Raw genomic sequence first — 14,860 nt, 5'->3', positions numbered from 1 at the left:
GTCCGTCAGTAGTTGATGGTTGCGCGCAGACCCAGAACCGTGGCGTTACGCAGCCGGCGTCCGCGCTCATCGGCCAGACCGCCGCCGGGCCGCATGACATATTGGAGATCCGGCTGAAGGGTGAAGCCGGGAATCACTTCGGCCTGATACGTCGCCTCGAACACGGTCTCGCTGCTGCGCAGCGGCCCCGATCCGTCCGCGAAAACGCGTTGGTCGCGGTCGAAGGCGCGGGCGGCCGGGCTGATGCGGGAATGGATCATCCCGAGGCCCAACGTATCGTTGGGGCGGCCCTCGAACAGGCCTCGATAGGCCACGCCGGCATCGACGTAGAGATCGATCAGGTTGCGGTCGGCCGGCACGGCGGAGACCCGCAGGAAAGCCGAGGCACCCTCGTTCACGGTTCCGGGCTCGCGATAGATCGTCTGGTCGAGCATCGCGTAGAGACCCGCATTGCCGCGAAAGCGCCGGGCGATTCCGCTCGCCTCGGGATCGGCCAGGAGCCGCCCCCGGACTTCGTCGAGGCGGGGGCTGTCGAACCGGCCGAAATGGTACCAGCCGCCCAGGGTCGCGGTGCCGGGCAGCCGCTCGGCGCCGGGCAGGCTGGGATAGGCATAGGCCACCTCGCCGATCAGCAGTGCCGGATCGTTGACGCGGAAACTCGTGCCGGTGCGGTTGCGCCGTTCCGGATCGGTCTCGTCGCCGGCCGGCGTCCCCGCCGGGTCGCCGTTGAACAAGCCGCCCTGCAGCGAGAGTTCGGCGGTCGGCTCGTATTTCAGGCGGATGGCGGGTGTAGCCAACGGATAGATCGGACCGCCGCTCGGCATCACGACCGCACCGACATTCGGCCAGCCGAATCCGGCATTGATGAAAACCACCGCCGACTGGGCGATGGCGAACTCCGTGTCGGCCGAGACCTGGCCGATCTTCACCGAGAACCGGTCGTCGAAGAAGCGCTGCTCGATCCACAATTCGAACAGCCGGGTCGACGGCAAAGCCTCGATGCCGCTGACCGTCGTGAGGTTGTTGACGAAGCGCCGAGACAGGCCATGACCGTGGATCTGGAAGAAGTCGGTATGAAACCGGGCGCCGCTCCAGCCGGCGAGCTTATCGAGATCGATGTCGAGCGAGGCGTCCAAGCGACCGCCGAAGGTCGTCCCGTGCCGCAATCCGCCGGAGGCGCTGGAAAGCCCCTCGCCGATATAGGTGAGAACGTAGGTGACGCCCCGCGCCGCCAGCGCGGCACGCAGGCCGAACGGGTCGCCATAGGGGCCGAGCGCATCCTGGATCGAGCCCTCGTTCGTTACCGACACCTGATCCGATGTCCGCGATTGCGCGATCGCGGTCTGCGGGTCGCCGCCTGCGCCCGTCAGCGGAAGGCCGAGCGGCATGGGTGAGACGAGCGAGGGCAGCGATTGGGCACCAGCCGGGACCGGGGCGATGCCGAGCGGAGCGGACAGGGCGAGGACCGCGACGCCGCTCGCGAGGAGCCGGAGCGTTCGGGCCGCGCGGCGGCGTGTCGTTTCCGCTCTCACAGCATCGCTCGGCTCGGCACACAGGCGTGTTTCCGTAAGGTGGCGATCCCTCATGAGGGGCGGCCCGGTCGGGACATATCGGATGATATCCAAGCAGGCGCAAATGACAGCTCTGCGAAGCGCCGCCCTCGCTGCCGTCGTTCGATGGGGATCACCGCCCGTCAGAGCGGTTCGATCCCGAGCACCTTCATCCGCGAGCGCAACGTCGTCGGCTTGAGGCCGAGCAGCTCGGCCGCGCCGCCGGCACCGAAGACCTTTCCGCCACTGATGTGAAGCGCCGCCTCGATCTCGCTGCGGGCACGGGCGCGGCGCTCCTCTTCGGACAGCGGCCGGCCGAGAGTCTGCGGGCGCTCCGGCGCGGGCGCGACAGAACCGGTGCTGCGGGTTTCCGGCAGATCGAAGCGCAGGCGCCCGCGCTCGGCGAGAATCGCGGCGCGCTCGATCACGTTCTCCAACTCGCGCACGTTGCCCGGCCAATCGTAGCGGGACAGGCGGCGGGCGTCGGCCTCGGTCAGGCGCAGATCCGTCCGGTTGAGGCGCCGCGCGGCGGCCTTCAGGACATGCTGCGCGATCAGCGGCACGTCCTCGCGGCGTTCCCGCAGGGGCGCGGAGGTCAGGGGGAAGACGTTGAGGCGGAAGTAGAGATCCTCGCGAAAGCGCTCGCGGCGCACCTCCTCCTTGAGGTCGCGGTTGGTCGCGGCGATCAGCCGGATATCGACCGCGCGGGTGCGCTCCTCGCCGACCCGCTCGAACTGGCGCTCTTGGAGGACGCGAAGCAGCTTGCCCTGAAGGTCGAGCGGGATCTCTCCGACCTCGTCGAGGAACAGCGTGCCGCCGTCGGCGAGTTCGAACCGCCCGATCCGGTCGCGCAGAGCCCCGGTGAAGGCGCCCTTCGCGTGGCCGAAGAACTCGCTCTCGAACAGGTCGCGCGGGATCGCTGCACAGTTCACGCGGATCAGCGGCCGCTCGCGGCGGCGGCTTGCCTCGTGGATGGCCCGGGCGATCAACTCCTTCCCAGTACCGGATTCGCCGGCGACGAGAACGGTGGCATCGGTGCCTGCCACCACGTCGATCTGGCGCAGCAACGCCTCCATGGCCGGGCTACGCCCGATGATGCCCTGATGGTGGCTCTCGGCGCGGATTTCCTCCTTCAGGTAGGCGTTCTCCTGCTCCAGGCGCTCGCGCAGGGAATCGACTTCGGCCAGCGCGGCCCGCAATCGGGCCTCATCCTCACGGCGCTGGCTGACATCGCGAAACACGATCACCGCGCCAAGCAATTGCCCGCCCTCGCGGATCGGCGTCGAAGTGTACTCGACCGGAAAGCAGGTGCCGTCCTTGCGCCAGAACACCTCGCCGTCGACCTGATGCACGGCGCCGTCGCGGAAGGCCGCGTAGATCGGGCAGTCGTGATGCGGGTAATGCGCACCGCCCGCGCGGGTATGGTGCACGGTGGCGTGCATGTCTTTGCCGACGAGATCGGCCGAGGCCCATCCCAGCATCCGCTCCGCGGCCGGGTTGACGAAGGTGGTGATCCCGTCCGCGTTGACGCCGTAGATCCCCTCCCCCGCCGCGCGCAGGATCAGCCGGTTGCCGCGTTCGATGTCGCGAAAGATGCGCTCCATGCGCTGCCATTCCGGCAGGCCGGCGCGCATGTGCTCCTCGGCCTCCCGGTCGATGCGGCGGCGCTCGCGCTCCTCGAGATCGAAGAGGGTGACGAGGAGCCGCGTCGGCTCACCCGACAGCACGCAGCCGGAAAATTCGAGCCGCAACGGCTTGCCGGCGCCGTGGCACGGGGTGAGGGCGTGCGTCCACCATTGCCCCTCGGCGAGAACCGCCTGCGTGAACAACACGAGCGCAGGCCGCTGGTCGGGATGCAGGGCGCTCACCGGCATCGCCCGCAGGGCGGCGCGGTCGTGGCCGAGCAACCGGGCGGCCGCCTCGTTGGCGTCGTCGATTCGGTCCGTCAGGGGCTCGAACACCAGCATCGCCTCGCGATTTTCGTCGAAGGCGAGGCCGTAAACCGAGGGCGCATCCAGCGCTGATGACGACATTACGAAATCTCGCAGTCTTACTACGACATTTCATCATAAACGAAATTTCGTAGAACGACGATCTTAGCGCAATGCATTGAAAAAAAACGACTTCCAGCGCCGTATTCGCCTGGCACGCCGCTTGCGGCCCATGTTCGCAATGGCGCGGCTCCTGGCCCGTCAGCCGAGTGCCGTCCGGTCCGCTCAGGCGGGTCGAGACGGTCTGGCCGTTCGGACGCTACGCCCCCAGGCATCCGAACGGCCGCCCCCATCGCAACCGGCCCTCGGCCGGAAGGGAGACAAGCATGAAGCGCGAAGACCTCACCGAGAAGCTTCTCGACATCAAGCGCGAGAAGGGCTGGACCTGGAAGTACATCCAGGACGAGATCGGAGGCATCTCGCCGATCCTCATCACCGCCGCCTGCATGGGCCAGATGAAGCTTCCGAAGGCTCAGGCCAAGAAGGCCGCCGAGCTGTTCGGGCTGAGCCAGGCCGAGGAGCGGATGCTGAACGAGGCCCCCTATCGCGGCTCGATCCCGCAGATTCCGCCGACGGACCCGCTGATCTACCGTTTCTACGAGCTCGTGATGGTCTACGGCACCACTTGGAAAGAGCTGATCCAGGAGGAGTTCGGCGACGGCATCATGTCGGCGATCGACTTCAACATGACGATGGAGCGCGAGCCCAACAACAAGGGTGACCGGGTCAAACTCGCCATGTCGGGCAAGTTCCTGCCCTACAAGTATTACGGCAACGAGGACGGCGTGCCGGAATACGGCTTCAAGGAGCCGTAGGAGCCGTCCGGTTCAGTAAAAGCCCGGGCCATGACGGCGCCGGGCTTCTCTTCGTCCCGCAGGGCTGCTGTCGGGTCGATATCGCCCGCGCCTGAGTGTCTCGCACAAAACTTCCGCCATCCTTTCATCGCCAGAACGAGAACGGTCGGAGACCGGGAGTTTTGCGAGGCACTCTTATCCGCCTCAGCAGCCGACACAGATGTCCTTCATGAGGAAACTGTCCTTGAACTGAGGTTCAGGCTTCCGCGCGGCCTCGCCGGTTGTTGGGGAGCCCAAGACCTGCGGGCGCGGGATGACTCTTCCTGTCGGCGCGACGTGCGGGGCTGTGATCGTCGTCTCCGGGCCACCGCCCGTACCCGTCCGCGCCGGATGATTCATCGCGTTCGCGGCCGTGTACGAGAGCAGGTAGATCACGCCGACGAGCGCGATTCTCAAAGATGTCGTTCCAGTCACGCTTCATCTCCCTTTTCGATTGCAGATCCTTTTCGTTTTTTGTGGATCCTTCTTATATCGGAGCGCCTATTATGAATATGCGCCGCCGCACTTTGCGTCCGACCGGCCTTGGACTGGAAATCAATCAGCCAAGATTGGATCTGTTTCCGGTGACCTGTCGCGCGCTCCCCCCCCGTCGCATCGCGATGCTGTCAGCGTGTTCCGGGGAGATAACAGATCAGCGGGTTCGCTCGACCTCCGCCGCTTTGATAGCTCTTTGCGTGACCGATCGAGCCGGTCATGTCCTGAGTCGGGTTTCCACCGGGACGTTTCACGACGATGTCGCAGTACATCCGATTCGGATCGGCGGGGCCTTGGAGATCCATCGTGCGCCGAGCCAGCGCCGATGTCGGCAGGAGGATGAGGGCGACGGCAAAAAGCAGACCCAACACGCGGTTTAATCCACGAAACAACAAATTTCTCCTGTCTTGCAGAGCGTGGCCCAAACAAGAGGCACATTGCTTGAATATAAACCCGATATCGAAAGCCAAGTGCGCGAAAACACATCTTGGATATTGCAATAAATTTGCACAGAGCCAGACTTTTAATCAGGATTAAATCTATTAATTAAACGTATTGTACGAGCAGGGGCGAACACGTCACCGGACAGTACGGTCCCGGGCATCCCGACAAGGCTTGGTCACCGACCCGCTCCGAGGGAACGCTTTGGGGCACATCCGGCGGTTTCCAGCCGGCCGCGAGCGGCTGCGCACCACCGGTCACCGCGGCTCACGTGGTCAAGCGGATCGTGCTTCGATCCAAATGCGTCATCGCCGGCGACACCTATGCGATGCCATCCGCCGTCTTCTTCGGGCAGGTCGCCCGGCGACCGACCCGCTGATCTACCGCTTCTACGAGCTGGTGATGGTCTATGGCACCACCTGGAAAGAGCTGATCCAGGAAGGATTTGGCGACGGCATCATGTCGGCGATCGACTTCAACATGACGATGGAGCGCGAGCCCAACAACAAGGGCGACCGGATGAAGATGAATCTTTCCGGCAAGTGTCTGCCCTACAAGTATTACGGCAACGACGAGGGCGTGCCGGAATACGGCTTCAAGGAGCCGTAGGACGCCTCCCGTCGGCAAAGCCCGGCGCCGTGACGGCGCCGGGCTCTTTCAAGTTGACCGACGACGGCATCGCGAACCGTTCGGGCACCGATGCGACCGGACCCCTACCGTGTGGGCGGACGCGTGCCGTCGCGTATCGCGCGAAAAACCGGCAGCGCGCTCGGCAGAGCCTGCTTCGTCGTCGCGCAGACGATGTCCGTTCGGCCGATGACGCGGTCCATGATCGCCATGTAGATGCGGACGTTGCGGTGGTCGGGCCCGGTCGTCGGGATTGAGACGATCTCGAACCCGGCGAAGTCGCGGCTATGGATCGGCTCGACGGTCTCCGTCTCCAGGCCTTGACCATTCAGAACCTGTCGGGCTTCGGCGACCCGGTTTCGAAGGGCCGGCAGGGCGTTCAACGCGTCCTGTGAGGCAATCGCGCCCTTCGGATTCCGTCTGAACCCGGCCGCACAAAGCGCTTCGCTGCGTCCCGCGACCGGCGGCTGCCCGGTCAGGCTAACGATGTCGACCAGGGTTTCGTGGTTGGGGTCCTGGCGCGGCGGTCGGATGGCGAAGCCGTCCGGCACGGTCACCGAGAAGCCTGTCGCCGGATCCGTGAACTCTCCGCTGGTCGCGGCAGCGCTGACGAGCAAAAGAGCGAGGGACAATCCGGACGCGTGGGTGAAAGCCCGCCTCATGCTCGCTCCCTTTGGTTCGCAGCTCATGACGTCTCGGGCCGCTTCGCCGACGCTCGCAAGCGCGCCTACCACTCCCATTCCGCGCCGACGCCGACCGAGGTGCGGCCGTCGCTGCCGGCCTCACCGTTCAGCTTGATCCGCCGCGTCACGTCGTAGTTGATCGTCGCGGCGGTGTCGGCGGGCTTGGCGCCGGCCTTCACGCCGACGCTGATGCGGTCGTTGATGTAGCGCGAAGCGCCGACCGCCGGGCCGCCGCTCGCGCCCGTCGAGACATCGAGGCTGTCGAGGCCGAGCCCCTTGCGGGCCGCCTCGAACACGTCGGGCCCCCCTGCCCCGCCGGAGAGCTGCGCCACGGCCTGGGCCAGTTGCAGCGCCTGGAACGCCGAGAGCCCGGCCGCCGCCTTCTTGAACAGGATGCGCGAGAGGATCTCGTCCTGCGGCAGGCTGGGATCGGAGGAGAGCGCGAAGACGGGCTGCGCCGCGGGGCCGGTGACCGCGACGCGGGCGGTGACGTCGGCGGCCTTGGTCTCGGCGGCAAAATCGAGGTCGGGCTGGGCGATGTCGCCCGCGAAGAACACCCGGCCGCGGGTGAAGTCGAGGCGCTGGCCGCCGAGGCTGAACACGCCACGGCGCAGGGAGAAGTCGCCATTGGCCTGCGGGTCGCGCGAGGAGCCGGTGACGTGCAACTCGCCGCCGAGTTCCGCGTCGATGCCGCGCCCGCGCACGAAGATGCGGCTCGGCGCGCTCACGATCACGTCGAGACCGGCGTCGAAGGGCGGGGCCGCCTTCTTCCGGCGGCCGGCCGCCTCGATCTGCGCCCTGCGCTCGGCCCGCTTGGCGAGGCGCTCGCGCACCTCAGGCGTCACATTCACCCGGCGTATGCCCGGCAGTGGCTGCACCGTGGCGGGCAGGCGGTCGGGCACCGACACGTCGATGGAGACGACATCGACCCGACCCTTGATCATCGGCTTGCGGGCCAGCGGCCCCGACAGAGCGAGGTTCAGGCTCGAGACCGCTGTCATCAGCGGGCTCGACACCAGTTCGGCCCGGTCGGCGGTGATGCGGAGCGTGCCGGGAAAGCCGGAGGCCGGTTCCACGGCGACGCGCCCGTCCATGGAAAGGCGCCCGCCATTACGGGTCGCCGCCGTCAGCCGCTCGATGACGATGGTGTCGCCGCGGCCGGTCACCCGGCCCTGGATGTCGGTGATGCGGATGCCGTTGAGCGGATCGGTGACGCTGCCCCCCGAAAGCGTCGCGGAGCCTTCCACCTTCGGCGCCGCGACCGTACCGGTCACGCCCGCATCGAGCACGATTCGGCCGGCAACCCGCTGCCCGCTCGCGCTCAACATCGAATTGGCCAGCGCCGCGTCGAGGTTGCCTCGGGCGCGGAGATTCAGCCCGCCGCCGGCTTCGACCGGCACTGTGCCCGTCACCGTTACGTCAGCGCCGCGTCCGGACGAGACCCGCCCGTCGATGCTGGCCGCGCCGTCATTGAGCCGGCCGCTCGCCCGCGCGGTGATCGGCGGCAGGCCGGCCTTGCGGGTTTCGGGCGTCACGAGGCCGGCGACGGTGAGAGCGTAGCGCCCCTCCGGCCGCGCGGCGGTCCCGCGCAGGTCGGCCTCACCCTCCAGCGTGCCGGACAAGGCAAGGCTTGGGCTCGCGATCCGCGCGAGCGACAGCGGCAGGGCACGGATGCCGAGCTTGAGGTCGAGGTCGGACCCGACTCGCCCCTGCATGCTGACCCGGCCGGAGCCGGCGGCAACCACCAGATTCTCGATCAGCGCCGAGCCACCATCGAGGATGATCGCGGCGGGGCCGGCCAGCGCCAGACGGTCGCCGCCCCGCTGCGCCGAGAACCGGGCAATTTCGATCCGCGTGCGATCGGCCGGGATCAGCCGCGCGGCACCGTCGAGGGCGAAGCCGCGGGCCTGGGCGGTGAGGGTGATGTCGCTCGCCGCCGCGGTGCCGTTGGCGGTGAGCCGCACCGTATCGATGCTCTGGCCCGCCGCGACGAGCCGCCCGACGTCGGCATGGCCGTCGATGACCGGATGGGCTCGCAGGTCGCGGCCGGTGAGATCCGCGTCGAGCTTGGCAAGACCGAACGTGTCGTAGCGCAGGCTGGTGCCCGTCGCGCGGACCGTCGCGTCCTGGCGTCCGCCCATGCGGGAAAGGGTCACCGCCGCATCGAGACTGCCGCCCATGGGCGCGAGGGCAAGCGGCGACAGGTCTCCGAGATCGCCGGCCCGGACCGTCAAGGCGCCCTCGGTGAGGAGGCTGTCGGCGTTCACGACCGCCTGTCCGTCCGCCAAGACGGAACCGAGGGCGAAGGCGAGCCGGTCGAGGGCGTAGTCGCTGCGGTTCGGCCGGGCGATGTGGGCCTCGGCCCGCAGCGGCTTGCCGGCGATGTCGCCGGTCATGCGCAGGGTGCCGTCGAGGGCATCGCGCAGGTCGTTCAGCGCCACGTCGAGGCGCAGATCCCGGATCGGACGCCCGTTGGCGCTCACTTCGGGTGCGCGGAGCGCGGCGGTGACGGCGGGCTTGAGCAGGGAGCCCGTCAGCCGCGCATCGGCGCTCGCCGGCCCGGAGAGGCGCTCGTCGAAGGCGGAAAGCGTCTTGAGATCGACGCGGGCGGCGACGTCTGCGATCTTGGCGTTCGCCTGTCCCTGGAGGATCGCGACGAACCCCGCGCCCTCGAAGCGGAGGCGCTCGAAACCGTAGCCGTCATAGGTCTGCGAGACGCGCCCCGTGAGCGACGGAGCGCGGCCGACAAGCCGGTCGGCGGTCGCGTCGCCGAGTACGAGACCGCCGCCGCGCAGATCGAGGTCAGCGGAGAGAGCCTTGCGGGCGGGATCTCCGCTCAGGATCGCCTTGGCATCGAGACGGCCGGCCAGGGTCCGTCCCGCGATGCCCGAGAAAGCGCCGGCATCGGACAAAGCCGCCTCGAGCGTGCCGGCCAGCGTGTTCTGCCCGATCCGTCCGGCATAGGCGGCGCGGGCCGTATCGGATTCGACGGTCAGGGTCGTGACGTCGAGGACGCCGTCCGAGCCCGCAGCGGCGCGCAGGGTCAGCTTGGCCCGGCTGCCGACAGCGCGGCGGAGCGCCGGATCGGCGAGGCGGAGGCCCTCCACGGCCGCATCGGCGGTGATGCTGAAGCGCTGCGCCTTGTCGGCGCCCGTCGGCTCGACGTTCAGAACGGCATCGATCCGCTCCAGGCTCGATTCGCTGGTGCGCAGGCCGGCCGCCTTGAGATTGCCCTTCACCCGCGGCGAGGAGAGCGGCCCCTTCAGATTTCCGTCGAAGACGAGAGTGTCCAGCTCGGCATCCGCCGCCTTGGTGACACCGCCCTCGGTCGGGACCGTGCGGGCCGAGATCGTGAAATCCGCGACCCGGTCGGCGGTCAGGGCGCCGCCGATTGCGAGCCGTGCGGTGCGCGAGGCGAGGTCGAGCCGGTCGATGCGGAACGCCCCCGTGTCGGAGAAAGCCATGCCGCCGTCGAGCTTGGTCTCGCCGGAGAAGATCGCAGCAGCCGGGCCCGGCACCAGGCCCTCGATGCGCGAGGTCAGGTCGAGGCTCAGGCGCCGATCGGTGCCGATGCGCGAGAGGCGCGCGCCGCCCTTCGCACCGATCTCCGGGCCGGCATCGAAGTCGAGGCGGGCGTTGAAGGAATCGAGGGTGCCGCGACCGTCGAGATCGAAGTTGATCGGCGGCGTGCCGGGAAGGTTCGCCGCCTTCGAGAGCAGGCCGCCCTCCGGCTCGACGAGGCTCGCCTTCACCTCCAGGCGCTCGCCCTTGGGCACGAACAGCAGACGGGCGATGAAGCGTCCGGCCGCATCGAGGCGGCGGAAATCCGCGCTGACGTCGAGCCCCTCGGACGGGTTTCCAAGCTTCGCCTTGCCATCGCCCGCGAGCCGCGCCGGCTGGCCCGCGATGCTCTCGCCCAGCACCAGTTCGGCCAGCGCGAAGCTCTTGATCTCGACCTTCACCGGCAGGTCCGGCAGCAGGCTTCCATCGGGCTCGGCCTCGGCCGGCGTCGGGCCGGGCACCGGCTTGCGCAGCACTTCGAGCCGGCCGATTTCGAGGGTATCGACTTCGAGCCGGCCGGACAGAAGGGCGAGGCGCCGCCAGATCAGGCGAGCGCGGTCGAGCTTCAGCCACGGGCCGTCGGAATCGCTGATGACCACATCGCGGATCGTGGCATCCGAGGACAGGGCGCCATCGACGGCGCCGATCGTGACCTGCGACGAGGGCGTCGACAGCGCTTTCGACAGCAGACCGCCGAGCACCGTCTTCTCGCCATCGGCAGCGCGGGCGTCGTCGGTGGTGATGAATGCGGCAAAAAGCAGTGCGATCGACAGGAACGCGGCCGCGAACACCGCTCGGCCGTAGGCTCGGCTCCGCCCCTCGCCCGCCGTGGCGGCCGGGCTGCGACGGTGTCGTCCGCGAGCAGAAAACGCCATTCAGAACGCCTGTCCGAGGCTGATGTACAGGGCGGCCGGCAGCTCGCGGTTTCCCTTGATCCGGTCGAGCGGGAAAGCGAGGTCGGCGCGGATCGGACCGATGCCGGTGTAGTAGCGCAGGCCGATGCCCGCCGCCTTGCGGATACGCTCATCGAAATCCGGCAGCGTCGAGGCGAAGGCGGTGCCCGCGTCGAAGAAGGGCACGATGCCGATCGTGTCGGTGATCTTGATGCGGGCCTCGATCGAAGCCTCGAGCAAGCTGCGCCCGCCGATCGGCAGGTTGAACGGGCCGCGGGGCCCGAGGGTGCGGAAGGCAAAGCCGCGCACCGAGCCGCCGCCACCGGCGAAGAAGCGGAAATTGTCGGGAATCTCATCGAGGCGGGCGCCCGAGACCGAGCCGAAGCCGACGCGCCCGGCGAGCACGTATCTCGCCTCGTCATCGAGCGCGTAATAGGTCGAGCCCTGAGCCTTCGCGACGAAGATGCCCGGATCCGAGCCGAGGAAGCCGGGATAGGGCGCGGCCGAGGCGATCACGCGGAAACCCTCGGTGGGATCGAGCAGGCTGTCGGTCGAGTCGTAGGTCACCGAGACCGGCACGCCGATCAGGCGGTAATCGACGGTGCCGATGGCATCCTTGGAGCGGCCGACCTGCCCGTCGAGGCCGATCTGGGCCGAGAAGGTGTCGGAGAAGCGGTGGCGGACCGCGACTGAGGCTCCGGCCGCGTCCACGAAGTAGCTCTGCTGCACCTCGCGGGTGACGAAGACGTTCGCCAGCAGGTCGTTGCGGGTGCCGCCGAGTGCCGGCTTCACGAAGGTCGCCGAGAGGCGCCCGCCGAGGCCGGTCGTGTCGATGCCGGCAAGCTTGCGCTGGGTCGCGAACGGATCGAAGCCGAGTCCGAGATAGTAGATGTCGGCGTCGAGCCGCAGCGTCTCGCCGCCGCCCCAGAGGTTGCGGTTGGCGTAGTAGGCGCGCACGCCCGGCCCATCGACGGTGGAGTAGCGCGCCGAGACACCGATGAGGTTGCGCTCGCGCTCGCTCACCTCGACGAAGATCGGCAGGTTGCCCTGTGCATCGAGGCTCTCGCCCTCGCGCACGCGGACCGCACCGAGGCCCTCGATGCGGGCGACTGAGCGACGGATGTCGGAGACCGCCTTCGGCGAGTAGGGATCGCCGGGCTCGGAATAGATGAACGAGCGGATCACCGCCGGATCGATGCCGTCGGTCGCCTTCACCGAGACCTCGCCGAGGCCGGCCATCGGCCCGGGATCGATCGTGAAGGTCACGTCCATAACGTGGGCCGCGTCGTCCACGACGGGATCGCGCGTCACGGCCTTGGCGAAGGGGTGGCCGAGGGCGCGGAAGCGATCGACGATCTTCGCCTCGCGGGCGAGCACGGTCGCCGAGCGAGCCGGAACGTCGTCGCCGGTGCGGGTGAAGCGCTCGGGCAGCACCTCGTCCGAGAACGGACGGCCGCGAGGGTCGATGACGTTCACGGTGCGCAGGGCGTAGGCGGGACCGAGATCGACCGCGATCTTGACCGGCACGAGCGTGCGAGCGCGCGCGTTCTCCGCTGCGCGTGAGGCGGCAACGAGCGAGGCCTCGCCACCGACCGGGACTCCGTCGATGCGGATCGAGACGGTGCCCTGATAGTAGCCGTAACCCGAGAGCACATCGGTCAGGCGGCGCAGATCGGCCTCGGCGCGCCGCACCAGCCCCTCCCCGTCCGGCGGCGCCTCCTGGCGCAGGCGGTAGAGCGTCGAGGTGTCCTGCAGGGCACGGAGAATGTCCGAGTCGTCGGTGCCGGTGATCCGCAGGCTATAGGGCAGCGCCGTCGCGCTCGGAGCTGGCGGCTCCTCATCCGAGCCGAACAAGCCGAACAGGTCGAAAGCGGCCGCCGGCTGCGGTAGAAGGACCAGCGCCGCGACACTTAGAAGAACGCCACCAAAAACCGGCGAACGCAGCAGGCAGTTCATCCGGGCATGCATTCGCTGGGCGGGATCCGTGGCTCGTGACGGGCGATGCCTCCAGGAAAGCATCCGGATGTTAACTACCCGTCGATCCGTCGCGCGGCTACCCCGGCCCCGCTTGGCACAGTGCGTGATCGAGGAATGGTGAGTGGACAATGTAACGGTGTACCCGGCGGGCCGCAGATCGGGCCGGTTGCCGTGACACGCAGCGCGTTCGGGGACGCGGTTCTATTCGTCGTCTTCGACCACAGTGATCTGAGACGGCAGCGGCAGGCTGATCGTACAGCGCAGTCCATGCGGCTCGAAAGTGAGGGTCGTCTCCGCCTTCAATTCATAACGAAGGCTGCGTGTGAGCACTTCGGTGCCGAAGCCGCAGTGAGACGGCGCCGGTGGGAGGTTTGCGAGACCACTCTCTTCCCAGACAAAGGTCAATTGCGGGCGGGATCCGGACGGCCCGGTCGGCGGCGACAGCGTCCAACCCACGTGGATGCGGCCCTGGGGCACGGTCAGGGCGCCGTGTTCGACGGCATTCACGGCCAGTTCGTGGATGGCCATGGCGATCACCTCCGCCGCGCCTGGACACAGAAGGAGGCTCGGGCCGGAAATCGCGACCTGCTCACCCTCGCGCGCGAGATGAACCAGCAGCTCGTCCGCGACGAGGGAATGCAAGGTGATCCCTTCGGGTACGCTGCGCATCAGGGCATTGAGCACGTGGGCGAGCGCCTCGAGCCGCCCATCGAGATGGGCGACATAGGTTTCCAGTGAGTCGCTGGTCTCGGCGGAGCGACGGATGATCGCCCGCAGCATGGAAAGCGTATTGCGTACCTTGTGGCGCAGCTCGGCCGGCAAGCCCGTCTCATCGAGGAAGCGGCGCAAACGCCGATTCTCGGCCTCCAACTCCTCAATGCGTCTATCGCGCGGATCTCGGTTCATGACTTAGCCGTTCGCTGATCTCAGTACGATAAATCGGCCAACGGCCGATCTTTAATCCTCGTTCTGGCTGAATGGATCGCGCTCGTAATGCAGATAAGACGAGTCGAATAGTGAGGTGGCTTGGAGTGCTGAGAAGTCTGGTATCGTCAACTGTCGGCCACGCAGGCGGATCAAGCCCGATGCCCGCAATTCTTTGAGGGTGCGGTTGATGTGCACGGTAGAAAGCCCCATCGCATCCCCGAGATCGGCCTGGGTTATGGGGAATTCGCAACTCGTGTCGTTCGTCATTCCGACAGCGCGAAGGCGAAGGAACAGTTCGCAAAACAGATGTCCGAGACGCTCGGTCGCCAGCCGCTGACCGAGGCTGACGGTCCATTCGCGCTGAATCGCCGCCGTCACGAGCATTTCCCACCACAACGCCTCCGCCACGCGCGGGTATTGCAGGGCGATCTCCCGTATGGCGGATTCCGAAATCTCGGCGACCACCACCGAGGTCAGCGTGCCAAGCGAGTGATCCATCTTCCGCAGAACGAAGACATGCGGATCGCATAGATCACCGGGCAGGAAGATCGAGATGACCTGACGGCGCCCGTCCTCGAGTTGCTTGTAGCGGCAGGCCCAGCCTTCGAGCACGACATTGATATGACGCGGCCAGTCGCCATCGCCGACCACGTCCTCACGCGGTCCGAGCCTTCGTGTCGGCTGAGCGATCTTCTCCAACGCCTGCTTCTCTTCGGAAGTAAGGCGGATGAAATTTTCCAGCTTGCGGACGAGCGGGTTTGGCACTGGGTTTCCTTGGCCTGTTGCGGCAACTTAGCGCACTCGAGCCCGAACTGAACTAACACACGCTAATTTTGCGCACGAAAGCGCTTAGCTGCTAAAAGAATCGTGCCGCACGGCGAA

At 67.4% G+C, this 14,860-nt stretch carries 11 protein-coding genes; 2 read left to right on the top strand and 9 right to left on the bottom strand.

Annotation, left to right across the window (positions count from 1 at the left end):
• Positions 1-5: 5 nt before the first annotated feature.
• Positions 6-1,532, bottom strand: a complete 1,527-nt coding sequence (locus Y590_RS12910; RefSeq protein ID WP_060770197.1) for a carbohydrate porin — start codon at positions 1,530-1,532, stop codon at positions 6-8.
• A gap of 161 nt (positions 1,533-1,693) precedes the next feature.
• Entirely contained in the window at positions 1,694-3,583 is a 1,890-nt protein-coding gene (locus Y590_RS12905) for a sigma 54-interacting transcriptional regulator (RefSeq protein WP_060770196.1), read from the bottom strand.
• Positions 3,584-3,867: 284 nt separating this feature from the next.
• Here Y590_RS12905 and cynS point away from each other — a divergent pair, with 284 nt between their 5' ends.
• Positions 3,868-4,356, top strand: coding sequence for a cyanase (gene cynS, locus Y590_RS12900; protein WP_060770195.1), 489 nt, complete (start codon positions 3,868-3,870; stop codon positions 4,354-4,356).
• Between the two features lie 183 nt (positions 4,357-4,539).
• Here cynS and Y590_RS12895 read toward each other — a convergent pair whose 3' ends face one another.
• Positions 4,540-4,809: a hypothetical protein gene (locus Y590_RS12895; protein WP_060770194.1), complete on the bottom strand. Its 270-nt coding sequence runs from the start codon at positions 4,807-4,809 to the stop codon at positions 4,540-4,542.
• Positions 4,810-5,000: 191 nt separating this feature from the next.
• The gene (locus Y590_RS25730; RefSeq protein WP_083530846.1) at positions 5,001-5,261 is read right to left on the bottom strand and encodes a hypothetical protein; all 261 of its coding nucleotides are present in this window, start codon (positions 5,259-5,261) and stop codon (positions 5,001-5,003) included.
• A gap of 223 nt (positions 5,262-5,484) precedes the next feature.
• Here Y590_RS25730 and Y590_RS27325 point away from each other — a divergent pair, with 223 nt between their 5' ends.
• The gene (locus Y590_RS27325; RefSeq protein WP_286161738.1) at positions 5,485-5,919 is read left to right on the top strand and encodes a cyanase; all 435 of its coding nucleotides are present in this window, start codon (positions 5,485-5,487) and stop codon (positions 5,917-5,919) included.
• Between the two features lie 104 nt (positions 5,920-6,023).
• Here the strand turns inward: Y590_RS27325 and Y590_RS12885 are convergent, their stop codons facing one another.
• The 5 genes from Y590_RS12885 to Y590_RS12865 all read right to left on the bottom strand — a co-directional run bounded on the left by Y590_RS12885 (position 6,024) and on the right by Y590_RS12865 (position 14,743).
• Positions 6,024-6,569 carry a hypothetical protein gene (locus tag Y590_RS12885; RefSeq protein ID WP_210172753.1) on the bottom strand — a complete coding sequence of 182 codons (546 nt, stop codon included), beginning with the start codon at positions 6,567-6,569 and terminating at the stop codon, positions 6,024-6,026.
• Between the two features lie 95 nt (positions 6,570-6,664).
• Complete coding sequence (locus Y590_RS12880) at positions 6,665-11,056, bottom strand: translocation/assembly module TamB domain-containing protein (RefSeq protein WP_060770192.1); 4,392 nt, start codon at positions 11,054-11,056, stop codon at positions 6,665-6,667.
• Positions 11,057-13,042, bottom strand: a complete 1,986-nt coding sequence (locus Y590_RS12875) for an autotransporter assembly complex protein TamA (RefSeq protein ID WP_060770191.1) — start codon at positions 13,040-13,042, stop codon at positions 11,057-11,059. It lies immediately after the preceding gene.
• Positions 13,043-13,252: 210 nt separating this feature from the next.
• Positions 13,253-13,957, bottom strand: coding sequence for an HWE histidine kinase domain-containing protein (locus tag Y590_RS12870; protein WP_060770190.1), 705 nt, complete (start codon positions 13,955-13,957; stop codon positions 13,253-13,255).
• Between the two features lie 51 nt (positions 13,958-14,008).
• Complete coding sequence (locus Y590_RS12865) at positions 14,009-14,743, bottom strand: Crp/Fnr family transcriptional regulator (protein WP_060770189.1); 735 nt, start codon at positions 14,741-14,743, stop codon at positions 14,009-14,011.
• Positions 14,744-14,860: the final 117 nt, after the last annotated feature.

The organism is Methylobacterium sp. AMS5 (assembly GCF_001542815.1).
Classification (GTDB): domain Bacteria; phylum Pseudomonadota; class Alphaproteobacteria; order Rhizobiales; family Beijerinckiaceae; genus Methylobacterium.
Note: the sequence above shows the minus strand (reverse complement) of the source record. Positions and strands in the feature narration are given on the sequence as shown.

Coding starts and splice junctions, on each gene's coding strand:
- Y590_RS12880 (WP_060770192.1), bottom strand. CDS start 11,056: ATGGCGTTTTCTGCTCGCGGACGACACCGTCGCAGCCCGGCCGCCACG.
- Y590_RS12905 (WP_060770196.1), bottom strand. CDS start 3,583: ATGTCGTCATCAGCGCTGGATGCGCCCTCGGTTTACGGCCTCGCCTTC.
- Y590_RS12875 (WP_060770191.1), bottom strand. CDS start 13,042: ATGCATGCCCGGATGAACTGCCTGCTGCGTTCGCCGGTTTTTGGTGGC.
- Y590_RS12870 (WP_060770190.1), bottom strand. CDS start 13,957: ATGAACCGAGATCCGCGCGATAGACGCATTGAGGAGTTGGAGGCCGAG.
- cynS (WP_060770195.1), top strand. CDS start 3,868: ATGAAGCGCGAAGACCTCACCGAGAAGCTTCTCGACATCAAGCGCGAG.